This window comes from Paenibacillus sp. VTT E-133291, from assembly GCF_002264395.1.
Classification (GTDB): domain Bacteria; phylum Bacillota; class Bacilli; order Paenibacillales; family Paenibacillaceae; genus Paenibacillus_AQ; species Paenibacillus_AQ nitricinens.
Genome location: NZ_NFVA01000026.1, coordinates 11,805 through 31,458, shown reverse-complemented (window position 1 = coordinate 31,458; position 19,654 = coordinate 11,805). Strand labels below are relative to the sequence as shown.

At 43.3% G+C, this 19,654-nt stretch carries 18 protein-coding genes and 1 pseudogene; 4 read left to right on the top strand and 15 right to left on the bottom strand.

Going from position 1 to position 19,654, the window contains the following annotated elements:
- The first annotated feature begins 109 nt into the window (after positions 1 to 109).
- A complete protein-coding gene (locus tag CA598_RS12950; RefSeq protein WP_094869916.1) occupies positions 110 to 1,216 on the top strand; it encodes an FAD:protein FMN transferase in 1,107 nt (368 codons plus the stop codon).
- Positions 1,217 to 1,369: 153 nt separating this feature from the next.
- Positions 1,370 to 2,221: an RCC1 domain-containing protein gene (locus tag CA598_RS12945; protein ID WP_094876768.1), complete on the top strand. Its 852-nt coding sequence runs from the start codon at positions 1,370 to 1,372 to the stop codon at positions 2,219 to 2,221.
- A 72-nt stretch (positions 2,222 to 2,293) separates the two neighbouring features.
- Here CA598_RS12945 and CA598_RS12940 read toward each other — a convergent pair whose 3' ends face one another.
- The 10 genes from CA598_RS12940 to CA598_RS12895 form a co-directional block, all read right to left on the bottom strand.
- A complete protein-coding gene (locus CA598_RS12940; protein ID WP_094876767.1) occupies positions 2,294 to 3,004 on the bottom strand; it encodes an HAD family hydrolase in 711 nt (236 codons plus the stop codon).
- A gap of 36 nt (positions 3,005 to 3,040) precedes the next feature.
- On the bottom strand, positions 3,041 to 3,505 hold the full coding sequence (locus CA598_RS12935) for a GNAT family N-acetyltransferase (RefSeq protein ID WP_256990488.1): 465 nt from the start codon (positions 3,503 to 3,505) through the stop codon (positions 3,041 to 3,043).
- A 100-nt stretch (positions 3,506 to 3,605) separates the two neighbouring features.
- Positions 3,606 to 4,112, bottom strand: a complete 507-nt coding sequence (locus CA598_RS12930; RefSeq protein ID WP_094869912.1) for a metallophosphoesterase family protein — start codon at positions 4,110 to 4,112, stop codon at positions 3,606 to 3,608.
- Between the two features lie 259 nt (positions 4,113 to 4,371).
- Positions 4,372 to 5,565: an anti-sigma factor gene (locus tag CA598_RS12925; RefSeq protein ID WP_094876766.1), complete on the bottom strand. Its 1,194-nt coding sequence runs from the start codon at positions 5,563 to 5,565 to the stop codon at positions 4,372 to 4,374.
- Positions 5,558 to 6,061: a sigma-70 family RNA polymerase sigma factor gene (locus tag CA598_RS12920; RefSeq protein WP_094876765.1), complete on the bottom strand. Its 504-nt coding sequence runs from the start codon at positions 6,059 to 6,061 to the stop codon at positions 5,558 to 5,560. The genes CA598_RS12925 and CA598_RS12920 overlap by 8 nt, the downstream gene beginning before the upstream one ends.
- Positions 6,062 to 6,221: 160 nt before the next feature.
- Positions 6,222 to 7,214 (bottom strand): siderophore ABC transporter substrate-binding protein, encoded by a 993-nt coding sequence (locus CA598_RS12915; protein WP_280788796.1) that lies wholly within the window; start codon positions 7,212 to 7,214, stop codon positions 6,222 to 6,224.
- Between the two features lie 123 nt (positions 7,215 to 7,337).
- Positions 7,338 to 8,093 (bottom strand): iron ABC transporter ATP-binding protein, encoded by a 756-nt coding sequence (locus CA598_RS12910; RefSeq protein WP_094876764.1) that lies wholly within the window; start codon positions 8,091 to 8,093, stop codon positions 7,338 to 7,340.
- Positions 8,087 to 9,031, bottom strand: coding sequence for an iron chelate uptake ABC transporter family permease subunit (locus CA598_RS12905; protein WP_094869908.1), 945 nt, complete (start codon positions 9,029 to 9,031; stop codon positions 8,087 to 8,089). The genes CA598_RS12910 and CA598_RS12905 overlap by 7 nt, the downstream gene beginning before the upstream one ends.
- A 2-nt stretch (positions 9,032 to 9,033) precedes the next feature.
- Positions 9,034 to 9,981, bottom strand: a complete 948-nt coding sequence (locus CA598_RS12900; RefSeq protein WP_094876763.1) for an ABC transporter permease — start codon at positions 9,979 to 9,981, stop codon at positions 9,034 to 9,036.
- Positions 9,982 to 10,214: 233 nt separating this feature from the next.
- Positions 10,215 to 10,475 carry a YqkE family protein gene (locus CA598_RS12895; protein ID WP_373455824.1) on the bottom strand — a complete coding sequence of 87 codons (261 nt, stop codon included), beginning with the start codon at positions 10,473 to 10,475 and terminating at the stop codon, positions 10,215 to 10,217.
- Positions 10,476 to 10,566: 91 nt separating this feature from the next.
- On the opposite strand from CA598_RS12895, the gene CA598_RS12890 reads away from it, so the two are divergent.
- Positions 10,567 to 10,911, top strand: a complete 345-nt coding sequence (locus CA598_RS12890) for a winged helix-turn-helix transcriptional regulator (protein ID WP_094876762.1) — start codon at positions 10,567 to 10,569, stop codon at positions 10,909 to 10,911.
- 18 nt (positions 10,912 to 10,929) lie between these two features.
- On the opposite strand, the gene CA598_RS12885 is transcribed toward CA598_RS12890, so the two are convergent.
- Together CA598_RS12885 and CA598_RS12880 are read right to left on the bottom strand one after the other, a co-directional pair.
- A complete protein-coding gene (locus tag CA598_RS12885) occupies positions 10,930 to 11,433 on the bottom strand; it encodes a GNAT family N-acetyltransferase (protein WP_094876761.1) in 504 nt (167 codons plus the stop codon).
- 25 nt (positions 11,434 to 11,458) lie between these two features.
- Positions 11,459 to 12,301, bottom strand: coding sequence for an SDR family oxidoreductase (locus tag CA598_RS12880; RefSeq protein ID WP_094876760.1), 843 nt, complete (start codon positions 12,299 to 12,301; stop codon positions 11,459 to 11,461).
- 292 nt (positions 12,302 to 12,593) lie between these two features.
- On the opposite strand from CA598_RS12880, the gene CA598_RS12875 reads away from it, so the two are divergent.
- Positions 12,594 to 13,688: a M24 family metallopeptidase gene (locus CA598_RS12875; protein WP_094876759.1), complete on the top strand. Its 1,095-nt coding sequence runs from the start codon at positions 12,594 to 12,596 to the stop codon at positions 13,686 to 13,688.
- Between the two features lie 711 nt (positions 13,689 to 14,399).
- Here CA598_RS12875 and CA598_RS12870 read toward each other — a convergent pair.
- From CA598_RS12870 to CA598_RS12860, 3 genes and pseudogenes are all read right to left on the bottom strand, one after another.
- Positions 14,400 to 16,073: a DUF6138 family protein gene (locus CA598_RS12870; protein WP_094876758.1), complete on the bottom strand. Its 1,674-nt coding sequence runs from the start codon at positions 16,071 to 16,073 to the stop codon at positions 14,400 to 14,402.
- 54 nt (positions 16,074 to 16,127) lie between these two features.
- Positions 16,128 to 16,408 (bottom strand): annotated as a pseudogene (locus tag CA598_RS12865) (DNA alkylation repair protein); the annotation flags it as partial.
- A gap of 31 nt (positions 16,409 to 16,439) precedes the next feature.
- A complete protein-coding gene (locus CA598_RS12860) occupies positions 16,440 to 19,565 on the bottom strand; it encodes a hybrid sensor histidine kinase/response regulator (protein WP_179283665.1) in 3,126 nt (1,041 codons plus the stop codon).
- Between the last annotated feature and the right edge of the window lie 89 nt (positions 19,566 to 19,654).

The window sequence follows — 19,654 nt, the reverse complement described above, 5'->3', positions numbered from 1 at the left end:
CGACTTATCCCTTAATATGTCATGAATTTGATTTCCATCAACTTGTTATCTGGGGTATGATATAAATAATGTGATTTGTTTTAGAAACTAACTTTATGGATGGTGGAATATGTTCAAGAACAAAAAAACGACGCTGATCCTCGTTGTAATCGTCATCGTCGTCATTGCTGTCGGCGCTTGGCTAATTACTAAAGATAAGGACGATAAGACAGCGGGAACTACGGGTAGCGCAACAACATCCGGAAAAGGAGAGGAAAAATCTCTTTCTCAGACCTTTTATATTTATGACACTGTTGTGAATATCAAAGTGTTTGGTGCTACTGTAGAACAGAAAAATATGGACGATATCCAGCACATGCTGGAGCGAATGGATATGGAGCTTAGCCGCACCAAAGAAGGTGGAGAGACATACGCAATCAATCAGGCAGCAGGAAAAGAAGCGGTTGTTGTTTCTGACGAAACCCTGGATGTAATTAAACAATCCATACAATACGCAAAGGAAATGGACGGGCTGTTTGATCCTACAATCGGTCCGCTAATCGATCTTTGGAATATCGGTAGTGGCGGAGATAAAGTTCCTCCCCAAGCAGATATTGATAAAGCCAAGAGTCTAACCAATTACAAGGACGTTGAAATTGATGAAGCTGCGAAAACTGTAAAGCTAATGAAGGAAAATATGGTGTTAGATCTAGGCGGCATTGGTAAAGGTTATGCTGCAGACCGTATCGCTGATTATTTGAAAGAGCAAGGTCTTAATAGCGCTATGATTAACCTCGGAGGCAGCAGTATTATTGCCCTCGGTAAAAAGCCAAACGGAACGGAATGGAATATCGGATTGCAGGATCCAGATCAAAGCCGTGGTACTCAGCTAGGAACCATTAAAATCTCAGATGAGGTCATCGATGCTTCTGGTGTTTACGAACGGTATTTTATGCAGGACAATGTTCGTTACCATCATATCCTTGATCCACGCACAGGATATCCTTCACAGAACGGTCTCAAAAGCCTTACCATTATGAGCCCGAATGCAACAGATGCAGATGCCTTATCTACTGGGGTATTCTTGATGGGAATTGAAGAGGGTATGAAATATCTTGAAGCTTTACCTGAAGGTGTTGAAGCTTTCTTTATTACCGACGACAACAAGATCTATGCTACTAAAGGCATAAAAGAAAGAATGAACCTTACAGATCCAACATACAGCTTCGCAGAGTAAACGAAAAAAGCTTGTCCCTTAGAGCCGAGTTGGCTTCTAGGGAGCAAGCTTTTTTAATAGACAAACGTAAGATTTGAAGAAGAAAGAACTGTGTTTTAATGGGGATTTGTCCTACAATGGTACACATCTACCATCAACTAAGGAGCGAAATTTATGAACCTTGTGAAAACCCTACCCTCCATTGCAGCGGGTTATCGTCATACCGCCCTGCTTAATTCGGACGGCACGGTGACGGCTGTGGGTGATAATAAATATGGCCAATGCGATGTAAGCAGCTGGTGCGATATGATAGCGGTTGCTGCGGGTAATGCTCATATCGGTAATGCTCATACCGTCGGGCTTAAATCAGATGGTACGGTGGCAGCTGTGGGTTGGAATAAGTATGACCAATGCGATGTAAGCGACTGGACTAATATTGTGAGGGTTGCCGCGGGTTGGCGTCGTACCGTCGGGCTTAAATCGGATGGTACCGTGGTTGCTGTAGGTCGAAATAATGAAGGCCAATGCAATGTAAGTGACTGGCGTGATATAGTAGCAGTTGCGGCTGGTGATTGGCATACAGTCGGTCTTAAATCGGACAGCACGGTGACAATTGTGGGTAATAATCGGTATGGCCAACGCAATGTAAATGATTGGCATGACATAATAGCTATAGCGGCGGGTTACCTTCATACAGTCGGTCTTAAATCGGACGGTACGGTGATTGCTGCGGGTCGAAATCATGAAGGCCAATGCAATGTAAACGGCTGGCATGGTATTGTGGCTATAGCGGCAGGCAGTCATCATACCATCGGTCTTAAATCAGATGGTACCGTGGTTGCTGTGGGTTGGAATAAGTACGGCGAATGCAATATAAGTGACTGGCGCGATATGGTGGCCGTAGCGGCAGGTTGCACTCATACCATCGGTCTTAAATCGGACGGTACCGTGGTTGCTGTGGGTAATCACGAACAGGGTCAATGCGATGTAAGCGGGTGGCGCGGCATCCAACTCCCCGGAAACTAGTTATAAAATAATGAAAGCCATGCGCAGATTTCTCTCGCATGGCTTTCTAATATCTTTGGAGTACTTGTTCTCTCACACCAAAGGAAGCTCCCCAAATTCCTTATAATTAGTAAAAATATAACTAGGCTTATGATCCGTAGCTGGTTGTCTTCCTCTCGGATTGTACCAACAAACCTTCCATCCAGCCGCAAGTGCTCCAACTACATCGTTAGCCCAAGTATCCCCTATATAAAGCGAATTGTCCGCCAAAGTACCAGTTTTTTTGTTTACGTGTATGAATATTTCCGGGTCCGGTTTAGCAAGACCTACAGCATCAGAAATAAAGATCATGTCCTCGGGAATAATCTGATCTAAGCCTAGCCCACGAATCTTACTCATCTGATGATCCTTTGGTCCATTCGTAATAATGCCTACCTTATGACCGTCCGCAATAAATCGTTCAAGATGCTCACGCACGCCATCAATCATCTGAATCGTATATTGACGTCCAATATATGCCGCTTGAACCGCTGTGGCTTGATCACGATCAATCTGCAAACCATACTCGGCAAAAGCAAGCTCCAACCGGCGCACCCTCGTCTCTTCAAGCGGAATCTCACCGCGCAAATACATCGGCCACAACACATCGCTATGATGTCTCACTTTATAGAATAATTCCGCAAAGTCCAGACTACTCTCATCTGGGCTGAGCACTTCCCGTACCGCTTCTTTAAATGGTACCAGATGATCATACAACGTATCATCGAGGTCAAAAAAGATTGCTAACTTATGACTTGTTTCCACTTTAACGCCCCTTACTCGTCTTTCTCTCTAGCTGCTTTAGAAAAAAAGGTTATAGGTAAAAAATTCATCATCCCGAATGTAGCCATGCGCTTCATATAACAGCTGCGCCCCCACATTCTCCGTCATCGTTGTCAGGGATAAGCCCTTCGTATTCGTAGAGACCGCATAATCTCTAGCACTTTCCAGTAGCATAGCTCCTAGCCCTTGCCCACGGATTTCAGCAGTAACGAACAAATCATTTAGTATCCAGAGGCGCTCCATCGTAACCGATGAAAAAGAAGGATAGAGCTGTGTGAAGCCCCACGCGCGTTTCTCATCACCTTCCCCCTCAACCACCATAAGGATCACAGATTCATTCAGCTTTAGTCTGTCGGCTAAGAAGGCTCGTGCACCTTCCTGATCTGAGGCTGCTCCATAAAATACTCGATACTCATCAAATAATGGGATGAGCCGTTCTAAATCATCCCAAACCACTCGTTCTATACGATAATTCTTCATCATCAGCGCTCACTTTCTGGCTTCGCCCGTTTTAACCTCATTGTAAAGGGTTACCGAGCCGTTCACCATGGAGAGAACGCCGAATGATTTGGACAATCAAGCCTTATTCCTTTGAATCGTAGAACACATGCCGGGCACTAACTTTACCCGCTTCGATATCTAAAATTCCGAAAGAATACAATTTCTCACGCCGCTTATCTGTAGGAGAACCTGGATTAAATAGCAGGATACCATTCTCCTCTCTTAGCAAGGGCTGATGTGAATGACCAAAGAGAATACAGTCCACCTCATCATTCGCAAAAGCAAGCAGTGCGTTCCCATCCGTTCCTTTACGGGAATGTGGCGTATGTCCATGTACCATGCCAATCCTGATTCCTTCAAGGGTAATGATCTTGCGCTCTCCGAAACGCGCAATGATCTCATCCCCATCATTATTTCCGGCAATCCCCTCTACCGGTGCTAGTTCTGACAGCAAATCATAGATTCCCATACTCACCCAATCACCAAGATGCAAGATTAAATCCACATGTTGAAACTCTGCAATCAGTGCCTTAGGCAGAGACTTAGCCATTCTTGACATATGTGTATCAGATACGACTCCTACTTTCATAGATCTCAGCTCCTAATCTATCATACTCAACGTTGGTTATCACACATATCCATAAATCTATTATTCAAATAATTGTACGATTTGCTTCAGCGAGAAGCAAGTTCTGTGACTTCTTCCGCTCCCGTGCTAGCTCAATAGTGTCTCTTTAGTCAACAAAGCCGGGTATACCCCACCACCACAGGGCATATCCGGCTGAGATTTAAATCATAACAGACAATCCTTGACACTTACTACCTTCTTAGATCTTTGGCATCCTCACTCAGTTCTCTCTATCCCGCCAATTCCATAGTCTTACTTCCTCAACATGTATGTTATTGATCCATGTTTCTTCCTTCAACTTGAGCAGTTCTTTCACCGGACCGGTTACAACAGCTCCATAGAGCTTAACTCCATTCTTCTCTATATACCTAATGGAATCATCCAGATCAATGAACGGAATCACCTTATTGGCGATGGACTTATGCTCCTGCAACAAGCGTAATGTCTTTAGGAAGTTTGCATTACGCAGCTCACCATCCCCATATGAGTTAAAAGATGGAGAAACACTCGTGCGGCTAGTCACCCCTCCAAACCAACCCCACTTTTTCTTTGATTCTTGTGTCACCTTCATATCATCCGCATGCCAGATGGGCGTACTTGGAAATCCTAATGGATCATTTATTAATGGCTCTTGTGTCCTTGGACCTGTATCTGCTGCGAACCACAAAAGCTCAAGATTCTTATGCTGAAAATTCTTCAACAGCTCATCTGTCGTAAAAAATTGCTCAAAAGACAAATAGGCTTCTCCTACCGTACCCTCAGGGAGCTTCTCTAGTTTTTCCCACTCACTGCTGTCATCCATTCTATTTTCTGCAAGCTGGTTCTCAATGGGGTAGACAAAGTAATTACCTGTCCCACTGCGTTCATATGTCCATGAATAACTATAGATTCTAGGCCAGCCTAATAGAAACTTCATCGAATAATCTCCAACATTAATCCGTGCATCACCAATTTGTTTTATTATTCCACCCTGCAGATTCATACTAAAAAATGGACCCGCATCACTACTCAAATGGACGATCGTATTCGGCTGTGAAACAGCGATAGCGGAAGAAACAACATCACGGTATTTCTCTACTCTCTCCCCAGTACCATAAAATATCGCACTGATAATACTGCAAATAATCAAGAATATTAAGAACGCAGAAATTACCGTTAAAGTATTCGATATACGGGCTCTCCATTTACCGCGGCGGATGATCTTTTTTTCCTTGCCGGGTTTGTTTCTCTTACCTTTTCCGAATTCTATATTCTTCTTCTCGCCTGAAGAGAGCTTTTCTTCACCCATGAGTTCATCCAGGTAAGCCTGATAAGCTTCCATCTTCTCCAGTTCGCGCTCCACTTCATCCCTATCCTCGTCTGTAAGAGTACCTTCGCCATACCTTCTTAACTTCTCCTTGAACGCCTCACTCATGTTCATTCCGCCTCCGCTCTGCTTCACGCAGCTTCTGTCTAGCTCGAAAGATTAAGATCTTATATTGGGACAGACCCACATTCATAATGTCCGATGCCTCCAGATAACTAAGACCATGAAAATCATGTAGTAGCAGTGCATGCCTCTGATTGTCCGGTAGCTCACCTATCGCAATTCTCATCTCTTCCCAACGTTCCTGCCGAAGCAGCGTGCTTTCCGTGGTATCTGGATGGGCGAGCTGTTTAAAAAACTCCTCGCTCTGAACGGTGCTGCGCCCTTCCTTCCGCTTGTAATCTATAAAGGCGTTGTACGCGACACGGAACAACCATGGCTTAATCTTCTCGTCTTTACAATCCTCCAAATATAAATAAGCACGGTAAAAGGTCTCCTGCATTAAATCTTCGGCCGCGTGATGATCACCACTAAGGGAGCGCAAATAGCGGTAAATATCCATCACATACATCTGATATATTTCATCCAGTGAATTTCGCTTCATGCACTCCCCCCTTAACCTAACCACGTATACTCGCATAAAAAGTTACAGCTAAATTTAGCAACTAGTATGAATATACCAGTAATTCTATGGAAAAAAGCAAAAAAAAGCCTGCTGACAAGGAGTATTACTCCTGCCAACAGGCCTTCCCAAGTTACTCTGCTTACAGAACAACTTCAACTTCTTTGAGCATTTCGCTAACAGAGATTAAACCGCCACCGGACAAGTACCAGTAGTTAGGATCAAGATAAATGATTTTACCGTTTTTAAAAGCATTTGTGTTCTTCACGAGATCGTTCTCAACTGCATCCTTCGCTGAACCGGATTTGCTGCCGTCACTCTTCACAGCCGCATCTCTATCTACTACGAACAGATAATCCGGATTCTTGTCGGCTACATATTCATAAGATACGCTTTGACCATGAGTGGATACTTCGATTTTATCATCCGCTTGTGCAAATCCGAATACATCATGGATAATACCGAAACGGGAACCAGAACCATACGCACTGATTTTTCCTTCATTGGCGAGAATAATAAGAGATTTTTTACCATCTGCTTTAGCTTTCTCATTCAGAGCTTTAACGGAGTCATTAATAGCAGTAAGTTCAGTCTCTACTTCAGCTTCCTTGCCAAAAATTTGGCCCAGCGTCTTCACATTTTTCGTGAAAGATTCCATGTAATTCGCATTATCTACAGCAACGTACAATGTAGGTGCAATTTTGCTGAATTCATCATAAGAATCTTGCTGTCTGCCGGAAATGATGATCAGATCAGGAGAAAGACTATTTATTTTTTCGAAGTCAGGCTCTTTCAAACCACCGACATTCTCATATTTGGCATCACTATATTTAGAGAGATAAGAGGGTACATTACTTTGAGGCACTCCAGTCACCTCTACGCCCAGTTTATCCAAAGTATCGAGTGTACCGAAGTCAAATACAACCACTTTCTGCGGGTTACTCTTAATCGTAATTTCTCCAAGTTCATGCTTAATAGTAAGCTCTTTGGATTCTGTATTCGGTGCAGTAGTAGCCTCTGTATTGCCTGCCGCTGCTGTATTATTATCTGAAGTTGCTGCATTATTGGAGCCACAGGCCGCCAAGATTACGGCAAGAAACACTGTCATGATTAGTAAAGATACGTTCTTCTTCAAAACATTCACCCCTATAATTTATAGTCAAGCTATTTGAATTATTCGCGTATACGTCAAGGAAGCTGGCGCCTTTCACTTCATGCGTTACGTCATAATAATTTCCGAATGGAAGCGGCATCTTGTTTAAAAATAGACACCAATTTTACGACCACCTATTGTTTCTATAGGGATATCCATGTCATATACATCCCTAAGCACTGCTGTATCAATAATTTCATCTACCGTACCCGATGAAGCTACCCGCCCATTCTTGAGCGCTACAATGTAGTCAGAGTAACAAGAAGCGAAATTAATATCATGAATGACGAGCACAATCGTCTTGCCCTTCTCTTCTACCAATCGGCGTAACACCTTCATAATTTGTACAGAATGTTTCATATCCAGATTGTTGAGTGGTTCATCGAGCAAAATATACTCCGTATCCTGGGCCATAACCATTGCAATATATGCTCTCTGGCGTTGTCCACCGCTTAGCTGATCAATATATTTATCCTGCATCTCTTGAAGGTCCATATAAGCAATCGCTTCGTCAACGAACGCCCGATCCTCAGGTGTGAGCTTTCCCTGTGAATATGGGAACCTTCCGAAAGAAACAAGTTCCTTCACAGTAAGACGAACGCTGATATGATTGGACTGCTTTAGCACCGATATTTTACGAGCAAGCACATTACTCTTACAGCTGCCAATTTCCTTCCCTTCGATCAGTACTTCCCCCGCGTCTTTAGAGATAAGTCTACTGATCATGGAGAGCAACGTGCTTTTACCAGCGCCGTTAGGGCCGATAAACGAGGTGATTGCACCCTTTTTAATGGATAAAGACACATCGTCAACAACGGTAACTCCGCCATAACGCTTGGTTACATGCTTAACTTCTACCACGACTTATTCTCCTTTAACAGCAGATAGACAAAGTAGACGCCACCTGCAAAATTAATGATTACACTAACCGTAGTAGTGAATCCAAACACACGTTCAACTAGAAACTGTCCCCCGACAAGCGCAATAATACTTAGCAAAATCGTGCCGGGAATCAGATAGGAATGCTTATACGTACGGAACAACTGATGCCCCACATTGGCCACTAGTAAACCCAAGAAAGTGATCGGCCCTACTAAAGCCGTTGATATCGAAACGTAGATGGATACAATAACTAACAGTCTTTTGACTACATAGTCATAATTGATCCCTAAGTTAATGGCTTCATCTTTTCCTAAAGAAATAACATCTAAATACTTCACAAATCTCATGAAATACAGCGTAGTTAACGCTAATACAACTGTAGACAATATCAGTAGATCACTGCTGACGTTGTTGAAGCTGGCGAACATTTTCCCTTGTAGAATCAGGAATTCATTCGGATCAATGAGCACTTCCATAAAAGAAGATGCACTCTGGAACATCGTTCCCATGATAAGTCCTACGAGCAGCAGGAAGTATATGTTTTGACCTTCTCTGCGGAACATTAGCTTATACAGCACACCTGAGAACAGAACCATGATGCAAGCTGAGAACAAGAAATTCACATTTTTATTCATAAACGTCATATTTGATGAGCCTAAGGCGTATACACCGAACGTCTGGATCAACATGTACAAAGAATCTAGCCCCAAAATACTAGGTGTCAAAATCCGGTTGTTCGTAATGCTCTGAAAAACTATGGTAGAGACAGCTATCACCGCTCCGGTAATTAAAATGGCCGCCAGCTTTCTTCCCCGACTGGGCAGAACATAATCCCAATTTCCCATAACATGATAGGTCATAAACAAGACGATGAGAGCAACAGCGCTTAAGGATAATATCGTTAGTTTCGTCTTCATCACTAATTCGCCTTTCTTCTCATCAGCAAGTAGATAAACAGACCACTTCCGATGACGCCTACCGTGAGACTGATGGATATTTCGTATGGATATATAATGAGCCTGCCCAGAATATCACAGAACAGGAGGAACACCGCACCGAGAATGGCTGTATGTGCCAGATTTTTTTTCAAGTTATCGCCTATGTATAGCGTTACTATGTTAGGTACAACAAGACCCAGGAATGGAATCGTACCTACGGTTAAAATAACAACAGAAGAGATTAACGCTACAATCACCAATCCTACGTTTACAACCGCTTTGTAGTTCATACCGAGATTGACAGAGAAATCCTCCCCCATACCGGCTACGGTGAACTTATTGGCGAAAACATACGCGAGAATGACAAGGGGAATACTGAGATAGATTAATTCGTACTGTCCCTTAATAATCGTTGAGAAATCGCCAAGCATCCAAGATGAGATATTCTGAACCAAATCATTTTTGTAAGCAAAAAATGTAGTAATCGAGCCTACAATGTTCCCGAACATGAGTCCGACCAGCGGGATAAAAATACTATCCTTGAACTTGATCCGATCTAAGATTCTCATAAATATAAATGTTCCCAGTAGGGCAAAAACAAAAGCAACGAGCAGCTTCTGCATCGGTGTCGCCCCTGCGAACAGCATCAGGGACACGAGAATACCGAATTTCGCGGAATCCATCGTGCCCGCTGTAGTTGGAGAAACGAATTTATTTCGTGATAATTGCTGCATAATTAATCCGGCAATACTCATGCTTACACCAGCTATAATCAGTGCAGCTAAGCGTGGAATCCGGCTGACTAGCAGAGTCTGCATCTGAGATTCCGTAAGCGAAAAAAGATCCAAAGGTGAAATGTCTTTTACGCCTATAAACAAAGATATAAATGAAAAGACTATTAGAAGTAGGGACAAATATTTTAGTTTCATGAGTTGTTCCTTATCTGTTTAATAGTTAAATCGTTTGGGAAATAGATGATAGTATCGGCATTGATAATGATTTTCATTTGCACTATGTTCGATTATACCTAAGCCCACTTTGAGGGTCAACCCTTTCGTATAGTAAATTTTAAAACAATTGAATTTAATAAATAACATTAAAAAAGAGACACCCTAATAGGCATCTCTTTATCTCATGATCTTTTTTCCGCTAGCTATATCAGTTATTTATATTTATGCCAATCCTGATTACTGTTCTCCAACAGATGTGCAAAATCATTTTCAAGCCGCTTTTGCTCAGCTTTCCGCTGATCTTCCACCACTTTACGAGCAGCTTCCTTGCGGTCATTCTCTTCCGCTTTCAGCGCATCAGATTGCGCCTTCAGCTTTCCAAGAACATCACTGCTCAGCAGGTCTTTTAGCGTAGCTGGTCCATCGGTCGCAGCAGGACGCGGAGTGGTAGGCATTTTCTTTTTTTTAGCCACTGTCAATCACCCTTTCTAGTAATGAATTAAATTGGAATTTGTTTAAATTAATGGTCTTTTCGTTTATAATGTTCACTAAGAGGTGAGCCATATGAAGTCCACTGATTTATGTCCCCAGCTACAAAAAAGTATGGATATTATCGGCAGGCGTTGGACAGGTTTAATTATCTACCAGCTCCTCCAAGGACCGCAACGTTTCAATGTGATTGAAGCAGCCTTACCCATCAGTGGAAGACTGCTCTCCGAACGACTTAAAGAGCTGGAACTGGAAGGGATTGTCCTTCGAGAAGTATTCCCTGAGACACCTGTGCGGATCCAATATTCCTTAACGGATAAAGGACTTGCCCTGGAGAACGTTATCCGAGATTTGCAGCGTTGGTCAAAAATATGGATTGATTGTGACACCAATAGCGCAAGCTCAACACTTAAAATGTAAGCGTTTCAATTGCGGTTATTAGATTTTAAGTCCAACAATCACTAAATCACGTTCTATACCATCCAACTCTGCTACACCGGGTAGTAATCCCCACTGCTTAAAACCGAATTTTTCTAGCAAACCAAGGCTCGGATCATTATGTCCGAACACAAAACCAACTAGATTCTTAATGCCGAGACTAGGTGCTTTCTCAATGGCCTCTTTCAAAAGAATTCTACCGGCTCCACCACCACGGAACTTTTCACTCACGTATACACTAATTTCTGCTGTTGCATTATACGCTGGACGACCATAGAAGGATTGAAAGCTGAACCATGCCGCAATCTCATCTCCCTGCCTAAGTACCCATAAAGGACGATGATGGCTGTTATGTTCATTGAACCATTTTTCTCTGTCTGCAGCAGTAATAGGTTCCAGATCCGCAGTTACCATCCGTCCAGCAATCGTTGAGTTATAAATCTCCACAATAGCTGCTAAGTCTGTAGGTTTTGCATCTTCAATCCTGCTATTCTCCCAATTCATCCCTTGATTCCTCCAAATGTGTTAATTAACTCAGGCCTACCTGCTCCTGGCTCCATCGCCACAGCCGCTGCGCCTCTTGTTTATTCTGTGCTCTGGGAGTCAGCTCCTGATTCTTTCGTCGATAATAATATTGACCGGTTACCTCTTGCAAATCCGGTTCTGTAGCCAAATAGATCGCAGTATCGGCTCCTTGTTCAGGAGTTAAAAAGAAGTATGACAGCAGCTTAAGGATCGACTTGCCGAAGCCTGTCTCCCGGTTAACACCTATATTTGTGCCCACTGCTCCTGGATGCACGCAATTCACCGTTACTCTTGTCCCTTGCAGGCGTGCTGCCAACTCTTTCGTGAACAGTATATTGGCTAACTTGGATCGAGCATAAGCTTTTGCGGGATTGAAACGGCGTGCGAGGGTTGGATCTTCATAGTGAAGTGCACCTATTTTGTAAGCACCGGAAGCAACCACAACGATACGGCCTTGCTCTGCTGCTTTTAAAGGCTCCAGTAACAGATTCGTTAGCAAAAAATGACCCAAATGGTTCACACCAAGATCCATCTCAAAGCCGTTCTTCGTAAGCTGACGCTTAATCGTGACTACCCCAGCGTTATTGATGAGTATATCTAGAATCGGATATTCCCGGGTGAATTCCTCCGCAAAACTGCGAATGCTCTCCAGCGAGGCCAGATCGCACAACATCAGCTCGATATCCTCGGAGTGGCTCTTTTGCTTGGCGGCAGCCAGTGCTTCCTCTCCACGCTGGCGATTACGGCATACCATAATGACTTTGGCTCCCTTGCGAGCCAGTTCAACTGTCGTCGCTAACCCCATACCGGAATTTGCTCCAGTTACAAGTGCAATTTTACCTCTCATTCCAAGAATCACTCCTCTCTCAACAACCGTACCCCAATAAGCTTCCGCCTAACCTTGCAAGAAGTATATTAAAGATTATGTTACACCAACTAGTAGGCTCAAGAAAAGCTTCTTGTCAGGTTTTAAAAGTATAGGTGATCCAATATGCATCATTGTTTACGGAATGCTTGCGAATAGGCATGTTAGGATTAGCCAACGATAGATGTAGTCCGTCTCGTGCGTCTAGTCTATTTTTGATCTATAATAGGAATATTGCAGTTCTAATCGTGAAGTTGAAAGGGGAACACCAACTATGAATAATGCTCTGACAAGCCTAGAGCAGCAAATGGCGGGCGAAGGCCTTGATGCACTGCTCGTAACAGATCCCAAACATGTCTACTACTTAACCGGATTCGCCAGCGATCCGCATGAACGTTTTCTCGGTCTGCTGTTGATACGCGGAGAAGAGCCAATGCTCATTCTACCCGCACTAGATGCAGAAGCGGCTCAAGCAGCTTCTTCGGTCACCAAAATCATAACCCATAGTGACACTGATAATCCTTATAACCTGCTTAAAGATTGTTTCGGCAGCAGTAAGCTAGGTACTCTTGGTATAGAGAAGGAACATTTCTCAGTAGCCCGTTTTGAGCATCTAACCGCAGCCGTTCCAGCAGAAGGTTTTAGTGATATAGGTCCATTGCTGCGCAGCATGCGCTCCAAAAAGACCCCCGATGAAGTTAAGCGCATGAAACATGCCGCTGAGCTAGTTGAGGAAGCTTTGCGCCGCGTGCTTACCCATGTAAAAACAGGCGTTACAGAAAACGATTTAGTAGCGGAACTGGAATATCTAATGAAAAAGGTTGGCGCTTCCGGCCCTTCCTTCGATACTATGGTGCTTTCTGGTCCTAAAACTGCCCTGCCTCACGGTGTTCCAGGCAACCGGGTCATTCAGCCAGGCGACTTCCTGATGTTTGATATTGGGGTGTATGCTGATGGTTATGCTTCTGATATTACACGTACCTTTGCTATTGAATCCGTGGACGACAAGCTAATCACGATCTATAACACCGTGCTGGCTGCCAACGAAGCTGGAATCGCCGCTTCCAATCCTGGAGCTCCCTTCGGTTCTGTCGACAAAGCTGCGCGTGATGTGATTGAAGAAGCCGGATTCGGGGAGTATTTCTTGCACCGTGTCGGACACGGACTGGGAATGGATGTTCATGAATATCCGTCACTTCATGGTCAGAACGATGACATTATCGAGATCGGTAATGTGTTCACCGTTGAGCCAGGAATTTATGTGCCTGGACTAGCAGGTGTGCGTATCGAAGATGATTTAATTATTACTGCTGAAGGTGCAGAGACCTTAACAAGCTTCCCTAAGGAACTGACTATTCTTCATTTGTAGAAAAGAAAAATATTAAAATCAAAGAAAGCCCATCCCTAATAAGTTGAAAAAGAATCCCTTTCAACTTATTGTGATGGGCTTTCTCTTTTTCCCGCACCATACTCGACTTGTTCAGACCCTTTCAAATCTATAATCCCTTTCAACCTTACAAACTCTTGTTTTATAAGTGAGTTTCAACATTTCATCTGCCATTTCCGCATTATATTAGCGCTTGAATAGAAACGAGCTGTTCAGTGAAAATAAAGTATCAGACTGGAGCTGCTGATTTAGCGTGGTTTTTGAATTGAAGAATCGCCAGCTTTTGAAAAATAAGTAGACTGCTGCTATTGTCATTGAACTAATGTTTCCCGTTTGTTCAAAAACTTTGTGTTAAAATACATTCCTAACAACTGCAGTTGTATTTTCCAGAATTCTCTCTCAGTTATAAGTTTTCTAATCCCCAATCGCTGTAGGTGTATTTTTTATTATGATAAACGTGTTTGAAATCTCTACAAAAATTCAGAAGTTTTCGGCTTCTTGTTTCAAAAGATCTATCACATGTCACTTATGGTAAGGTTCACCGTAACGGGGCTAGCGGCGAAAAAAGTAAAAGGAGCTGCCGCGGCATGCTCCTTCGCTTAACGCTCTTAATACTTCGATCGTCTTCTCAAGGTTTTTTGACATGGTATGCAAATTTGCAAATGATCTTCACACAGGATAGCCTCCCTATCGTCAAGCTTGTTCCGCTGCCTTTAGCAATCGAAGGAACAGCTCCTTACGCGGTTCCTGCGCCTTTCGAGCCAATGCAGCCAGCTTCTCCGCCTTGCCCAAAATCGGATACAGCACTCGTTCGGCCTCGTAATTCGGTAAAGCCTCGACATGCTGCACCAATAGCGATAGCTTGTCTTCACTTTCCAGTTCAGGCTGAATCCTCAGCTTCAGCGAATCATGAGAGCAACGCAGGCAAGCGATCAAGGCGGGCATCGAGCGTTCGGTTATGCCATGGGTCTCGGCGAAAACAGCTGTGAACTTGTCCTGCACCAACTGATGCTCCTCGTCTACAAGGGCCATGTAGGTCTCTACCAACGGAAAATAGCGCTCGTCCGCGAGTCCCAGCCCGAATACGGCATAACTGCCCGGCATGACGCTTTTCTCACCTTCCGTATCCTCGTACCACACAAACTCTTCCATCGCCTCACGAGCGTATTCCTCCAATAACGGATACAGCTCGGAATAGGCCAGTGCATTTGCGAAAAAACGATGCGTATCCGATTTGGCAAGTCCTTTAATAGGTAATGCCTCTCTCACGCTGGATTTTAGCTTGATTTTGTAGCTTTTTGGGAAACCCTTCCGGAGTAGGGAGAGAATGAACGAAATCGCCCGTTCGTACGCACCAGCCTCTTCTTTACGAATAACGACCGTAATGATGGAAAACACATCGTTAGCCTTGCATTCAGTCAACTCGTCACGCAGATGAACGTCTTCTCGCGCGAAGGTGTCGCTACCTTCCTTCAACATGCGTCCGGCTTTGCCGCTGCCCAGCTGCCTCGCAAGCTCCAGAAAAGTCATGCCCTTGGCTTTACTGTAACTTGGCTCGTAACGAAGAATCATCACAGCGCCGTACAACAGCAGATCGATAGGCTGGTTCGGCTCATCCATATGCTTGAGAGCCTTATCCGGCTTGATTCCATTTTCATTGGTTCTGTATTCGGAAAGGGTAACATCATAGTGACGTGGCAGGAATACTTCCTCGGTCCAGTGGGTTAAAGCTCGAATGATATCGCTTCGATGCTCCCTCAGCGCTTGCGCCCGTTCTTTATTCAACGCCTGAATCCGGTCAAATATAGCAATCGTCCGTCCGACGTCCGGTTCGTTGAACAAATACGGGTCCAACAGATGGCGTGTCAAAAAGAAAGTTTCTAACGGCTTTGTCGGGTAAGCGCCCTTCTCCAGTTTTTGCTCGATATAGGACTCAACCCGCTCCAGAAGCTGCCGCTTTTTCTCTTCATATACGATTTCAAACACCGTTAATCTCACGGGCCCGTCTGCCGTTGCGAATCTTCCCTTTAAGGTAAACCGGTAGTCGATAAAGGCCGACGTATGCAACTTGTCCAGCTTCTCCCTTACGATGCTCGTCAACCGAGGCTGCACCTCATGCAAGACCTCCTCCTGTGTAAAAGGAGATGCCTTCATCGACTTGCGCCCTGAAGCATTCCTTCTAAAATCCGAACTGGCAACGCTAGTCCTACCCGGTCGATAATCCAGCACAATGTCGTTAAAAATGCCCACTTGCAGCGTGGTACGCTTGACAGCGCCCTCCACGTCCTTTCGTTTCTCTTGTTCCTCAAACCACTCATAAATTGCCAGTTTCATCTCTTCCAGCGCTTCTTCCTGTAGTTCGTTCATGGTCTCCCGCCTTTCCACATATTTCTTCGCTCATCGCATCCAAAATATCGGTTTTTTCCCTTCGGAAAATTCACTATCCTTGCGATTTCCGAGCAGCCAGCAGCAACAATTCCAACCCGTCGACATTTTCAGCTCTATACCACTTGCAATCCATTTATCGGCTACTTCTTGCGCAATATCCGTTTCTGCCAAAGTCACTGCTACCACAAAATCCGATAGCATATAAAAAAAGCTACCTCAATCCACCGTTCAAAATCCGCCTAAGACATTACTTTAGGATCCGTGATCACTCCTGCATAGTAAATAGCGTCGTAATTCCCTGTAGCATAGAGCAGCCAAGTTGCTCCTCATTAAATCACATAAATATCACCTAGCTTTATCCCCGCTATTCAACCTGTTATGTACATGAAAAGTTACCTTTGTCCCTGTACCTAACGTACTTGTGATATGGAGTCCTGTTCCAAAGTGCCGTTTTAATCGCAGATCCGTATTAATCAATCCGACGCCTGAACGACTATCTGCTTTCCTTTCTAATATTCGTTGCAATTGGACTTCGTCTATTCCGTCCCCATCGTCTTCAACGGTTATCTCTGCATGCGTCTCATAGACAGAAATCCGAATAAGAATCGTTCCCCCACGATTGCGCTTCATTATGCCATGTCTTATCGCATTTTCAACGAGAGGCTGGATCGTAAGAAATGGGACTTTTATGTCTCCACTGTCATCTGTCTCCCAAATAACCTGTAACCTTTCTTCAAACCGAACCTTTTCAATATATAGATAAGAACGTACTAGACTTAACTCCTCTTCTATCGAAACAAGCCTATCCATGTTTTGAAATTCAAATTTATTCCTCAGAAAATTGCTGAATTCATCGAGCAAAATACGCATCTTATCCAAATTAATATCACTTAAAGCTGTTACAGCATTCAACGCATTAAATATAAAATGAGGCTGGATTTGCGCTTGCAGCCATGCAGCTTCTAATCGCAGTTGTTCTCGAACGGATTGTTTAATCGTAGCTAACGCCTCAATCCGCGATTTTATTTCTATTGCTTCCACTGGCTTCGTCACATAATCGTTTGCCCCCGCTATAAAGCCGCTCTGAATATCTTTCGGTTGGCTTCTTGCGGTAAGGAGCAATACAGGGAGCTCCGTGAGTGTAAACCGCTCACGAATCATTCGTGTCAGCTCATAACCGGACATCTGTGGCATCATGATATCGGAGATGACCAGATCCCATTCCTTAGTGTCCAGTACAGCTAATGCCTCTTTACCGCTCGTTACCATTGTTAAATCATATTCGTCTGGTGGTAGTATGGCTTCAAGTACTTGAAGGTTGACAGGATCATCATCAACAACTAATAGGATCGGACGTTCACGATTCATTTCTATTAAAGTTGTTTGATTCGTAGCTGGCGGAATTTTCACTTTTTCCATATACACTGAGGAGGCTATTTCTTGAATCGGCATGGATTGTAATGGTTCAAATGAGTTGGTCACATCATTCTCTTCCTCCGCGTCCAAACCTGCTAGCCTTAATGAAAATGTGAATTTTGAGCCCTCTCCTAAAACAGAGGACACTACTAACGTACCTCCATGAAGCTCAACCAGTTGTTTGCTTATACTTAAACCCAACCCAAAGCCACCATCAATCATAGTCTCATTCGTGCTGGCTTGCTCGTACGGACGGAATAGGCGCTTAAGCATGTTCTCATCCATTCCGATCCCGGTATCAGCAATAACGATATAGGCTCGTCCATCTTTTACAAAAGCTTGAATCGAAATGACCCCATCATTCGTATATTTCACAGCATTATGAAGTAAATTGAAAACGATTTGAACAACCCGGTTCTCATCCGCATATACTGGAGGAAAATCTTCAGGAATTTGATTTGCAATTTTTACAGACTTCACATCTGCATTTAATTGCAGCATATCAAGTACTCCGGTCACAATTGGCTGAATATATATGACTCTTTTGTGTATGCGCGGATTGCCTTCCCGTAAACTCATCACATCAATCAAATCGTCTAATATCAATGTCATTCGACGTCCTACAGATAAAAGCGTTTCAAGCTCTTTGATACTCCTTTCCTGCAACAAATGCCGCTCCCGTTTTAAAACGGATTGTGACATATTAAGAATACTATGAAGCGGATTTTTAAATTCATGAGAAGTATTTGCTAGGAATTGATCTTTATGGTCATTCATCCTTTGCAATGTTTTCGCAAGCTCTTTCGTGTTCGCATGCATAATAAAATAATCTTTAAACCATACAGAGGCTAAACAAGCTATCGCAATAATCATATCGAACGGATAGTAGACAAGACTCAAACCGCTATCCAGCAAGATTAACGACCAAAGAGCATAGTTCATCAACGCAAGAAAAGAGAAAAGCAGTAAAAGATTGCTCTTTAAATCTTTAATTAATTTTTTAAACATCGTAATCAGCGTTATAACTGCAGCAGTACCACCTAATACATAATAAATAGGGAAGAGCATGATCACCTGAGTTGGATTTAAAAACAACGTGATGCCGGCAGTCCCTAGATTCATTATTTTATAGACAGGGTACATCCTACGCCAATACGGAAGCTCGCGATGATTCGTACACTGGAGCAAAGCATAGGCTGCAATAACGAAAGCAATATTAGTCAGCCTAAAATCCCAATCAATTCCAATGTAAAATAACTGATGGAACAACTTCTCATCCGTACTAAAGACACTCGTGATCGTTACACAGAATGCAAGCAAACTAAAATAAAGCAGCTTCTTTTCCTTATTTCCTATCAAATACAAAATAAGTGCATAGACAGCATGCATAATAAAAATAATTGCTGCCAAAAACTGCATAAAAATGGAAGCCTTCATCTCTTTGGCAATGGCTTCTTCTGAACCGAATTTTATGGATCGGACAATGCCCCCGCTTCGACTATCCACATAATTTGCCGCCTGAATCACGAGTTCGATTACACCGTTGTCATCTGCTGTAAAGGTTGTAGAATAAGGTAGGTCCTTCGAAATATATTCATCCTTTGTTGTCGCCACATGTCCAGATTTAGTAAGTAATCGACCGTTTACATATAATTCTGATGCAGTGCGTACACTGGGTACACGAATACTATAATTAAGATGCTTCGCCGGGTCTACATAAAGAAGCAAACGATAAGAGCCATACCCGTATGGAGATGGCTTGTCAGCATGCAAAACTTCACTCCATCCTCCCGGTACCTGAATGAGCCTTGGCGCATTATCGCCTAACAATTGTTGCCGACTACCATCTATCAACCATTGCGAGGGATAAAACTCCCATTCCCCATCAAGTAAGTGAATGCTGCCATCTTCTGCATTCCAATTGCGTAAATCGAATTGCCCATTATGAATTGACGCCTGTTTGGGATATTGAAACGCTTCCATCCATAAAATGCGAAAACCGGTTAAAATAACTAATATGAAAACTAGCAATAATATTATATAGCTCTTTTTCATTTGATATTTGGATGAGTGAGTTTCCACGAAGTATTTCTCCCCTAGTCATTTTCTTCTAAGACATTTAAATAAGTACTCTCCATAATTTA

What these genes read in the sequence shown, in the direction of transcription:
- CA598_RS12950 (WP_094869916.1), top strand. Translation starts at nt 110, where the DNA reads ATGTTCAAGAACAAAAAAACGACGCTGATCCTCGTTGTAATCGTCATC.
- CA598_RS12945 (WP_094876768.1), top strand. Translation starts at nt 1,370, where the DNA reads ATGAACCTTGTGAAAACCCTACCCTCCATTGCAGCGGGTTATCGTCAT.
- CA598_RS12935 (WP_256990488.1), bottom strand. Translation starts at nt 3,505, where the DNA reads ATGATGAAGAATTATCGTATAGAACGAGTGGTTTGGGATGATTTAGAA.
- CA598_RS12930 (WP_094869912.1), bottom strand. Translation starts at nt 4,112, where the DNA reads ATGAAAGTAGGAGTCGTATCTGATACACATATGTCAAGAATGGCTAAG.
- CA598_RS12925 (WP_094876766.1), bottom strand. Translation starts at nt 5,565, where the DNA reads ATGAGTGAGGCGTTCAAGGAGAAGTTAAGAAGGTATGGCGAAGGTACT.
- CA598_RS12920 (WP_094876765.1), bottom strand. Translation starts at nt 6,061, where the DNA reads ATGAAGCGAAATTCACTGGATGAAATATATCAGATGTATGTGATGGAT.
- CA598_RS12905 (WP_094869908.1), bottom strand. Translation starts at nt 9,031, where the DNA reads ATGAAGACGAAACTAACGATATTATCCTTAAGCGCTGTTGCTCTCATC.
- CA598_RS12900 (WP_094876763.1), bottom strand. Translation starts at nt 9,981, where the DNA reads ATGAAACTAAAATATTTGTCCCTACTTCTAATAGTCTTTTCATTTATA.
- CA598_RS12890 (WP_094876762.1), top strand. Translation starts at nt 10,567, where the DNA reads ATGAAGTCCACTGATTTATGTCCCCAGCTACAAAAAAGTATGGATATT.
- CA598_RS12885 (WP_094876761.1), bottom strand. Translation starts at nt 11,433, where the DNA reads ATGAATTGGGAGAATAGCAGGATTGAAGATGCAAAACCTACAGACTTA.
- CA598_RS12880 (WP_094876760.1), bottom strand. Translation starts at nt 12,301, where the DNA reads ATGAGAGGTAAAATTGCACTTGTAACTGGAGCAAATTCCGGTATGGGG.
- CA598_RS12875 (WP_094876759.1), top strand. Translation starts at nt 12,594, where the DNA reads ATGAATAATGCTCTGACAAGCCTAGAGCAGCAAATGGCGGGCGAAGGC.
- CA598_RS12870 (WP_094876758.1), bottom strand. Translation starts at nt 16,073, where the DNA reads ATGAACGAACTACAGGAAGAAGCGCTGGAAGAGATGAAACTGGCAATT.
- CA598_RS12860 (WP_179283665.1), bottom strand. Translation starts at nt 19,565, where the DNA reads ATGAAAAAGAGCTATATAATATTATTGCTAGTTTTCATATTAGTTATT.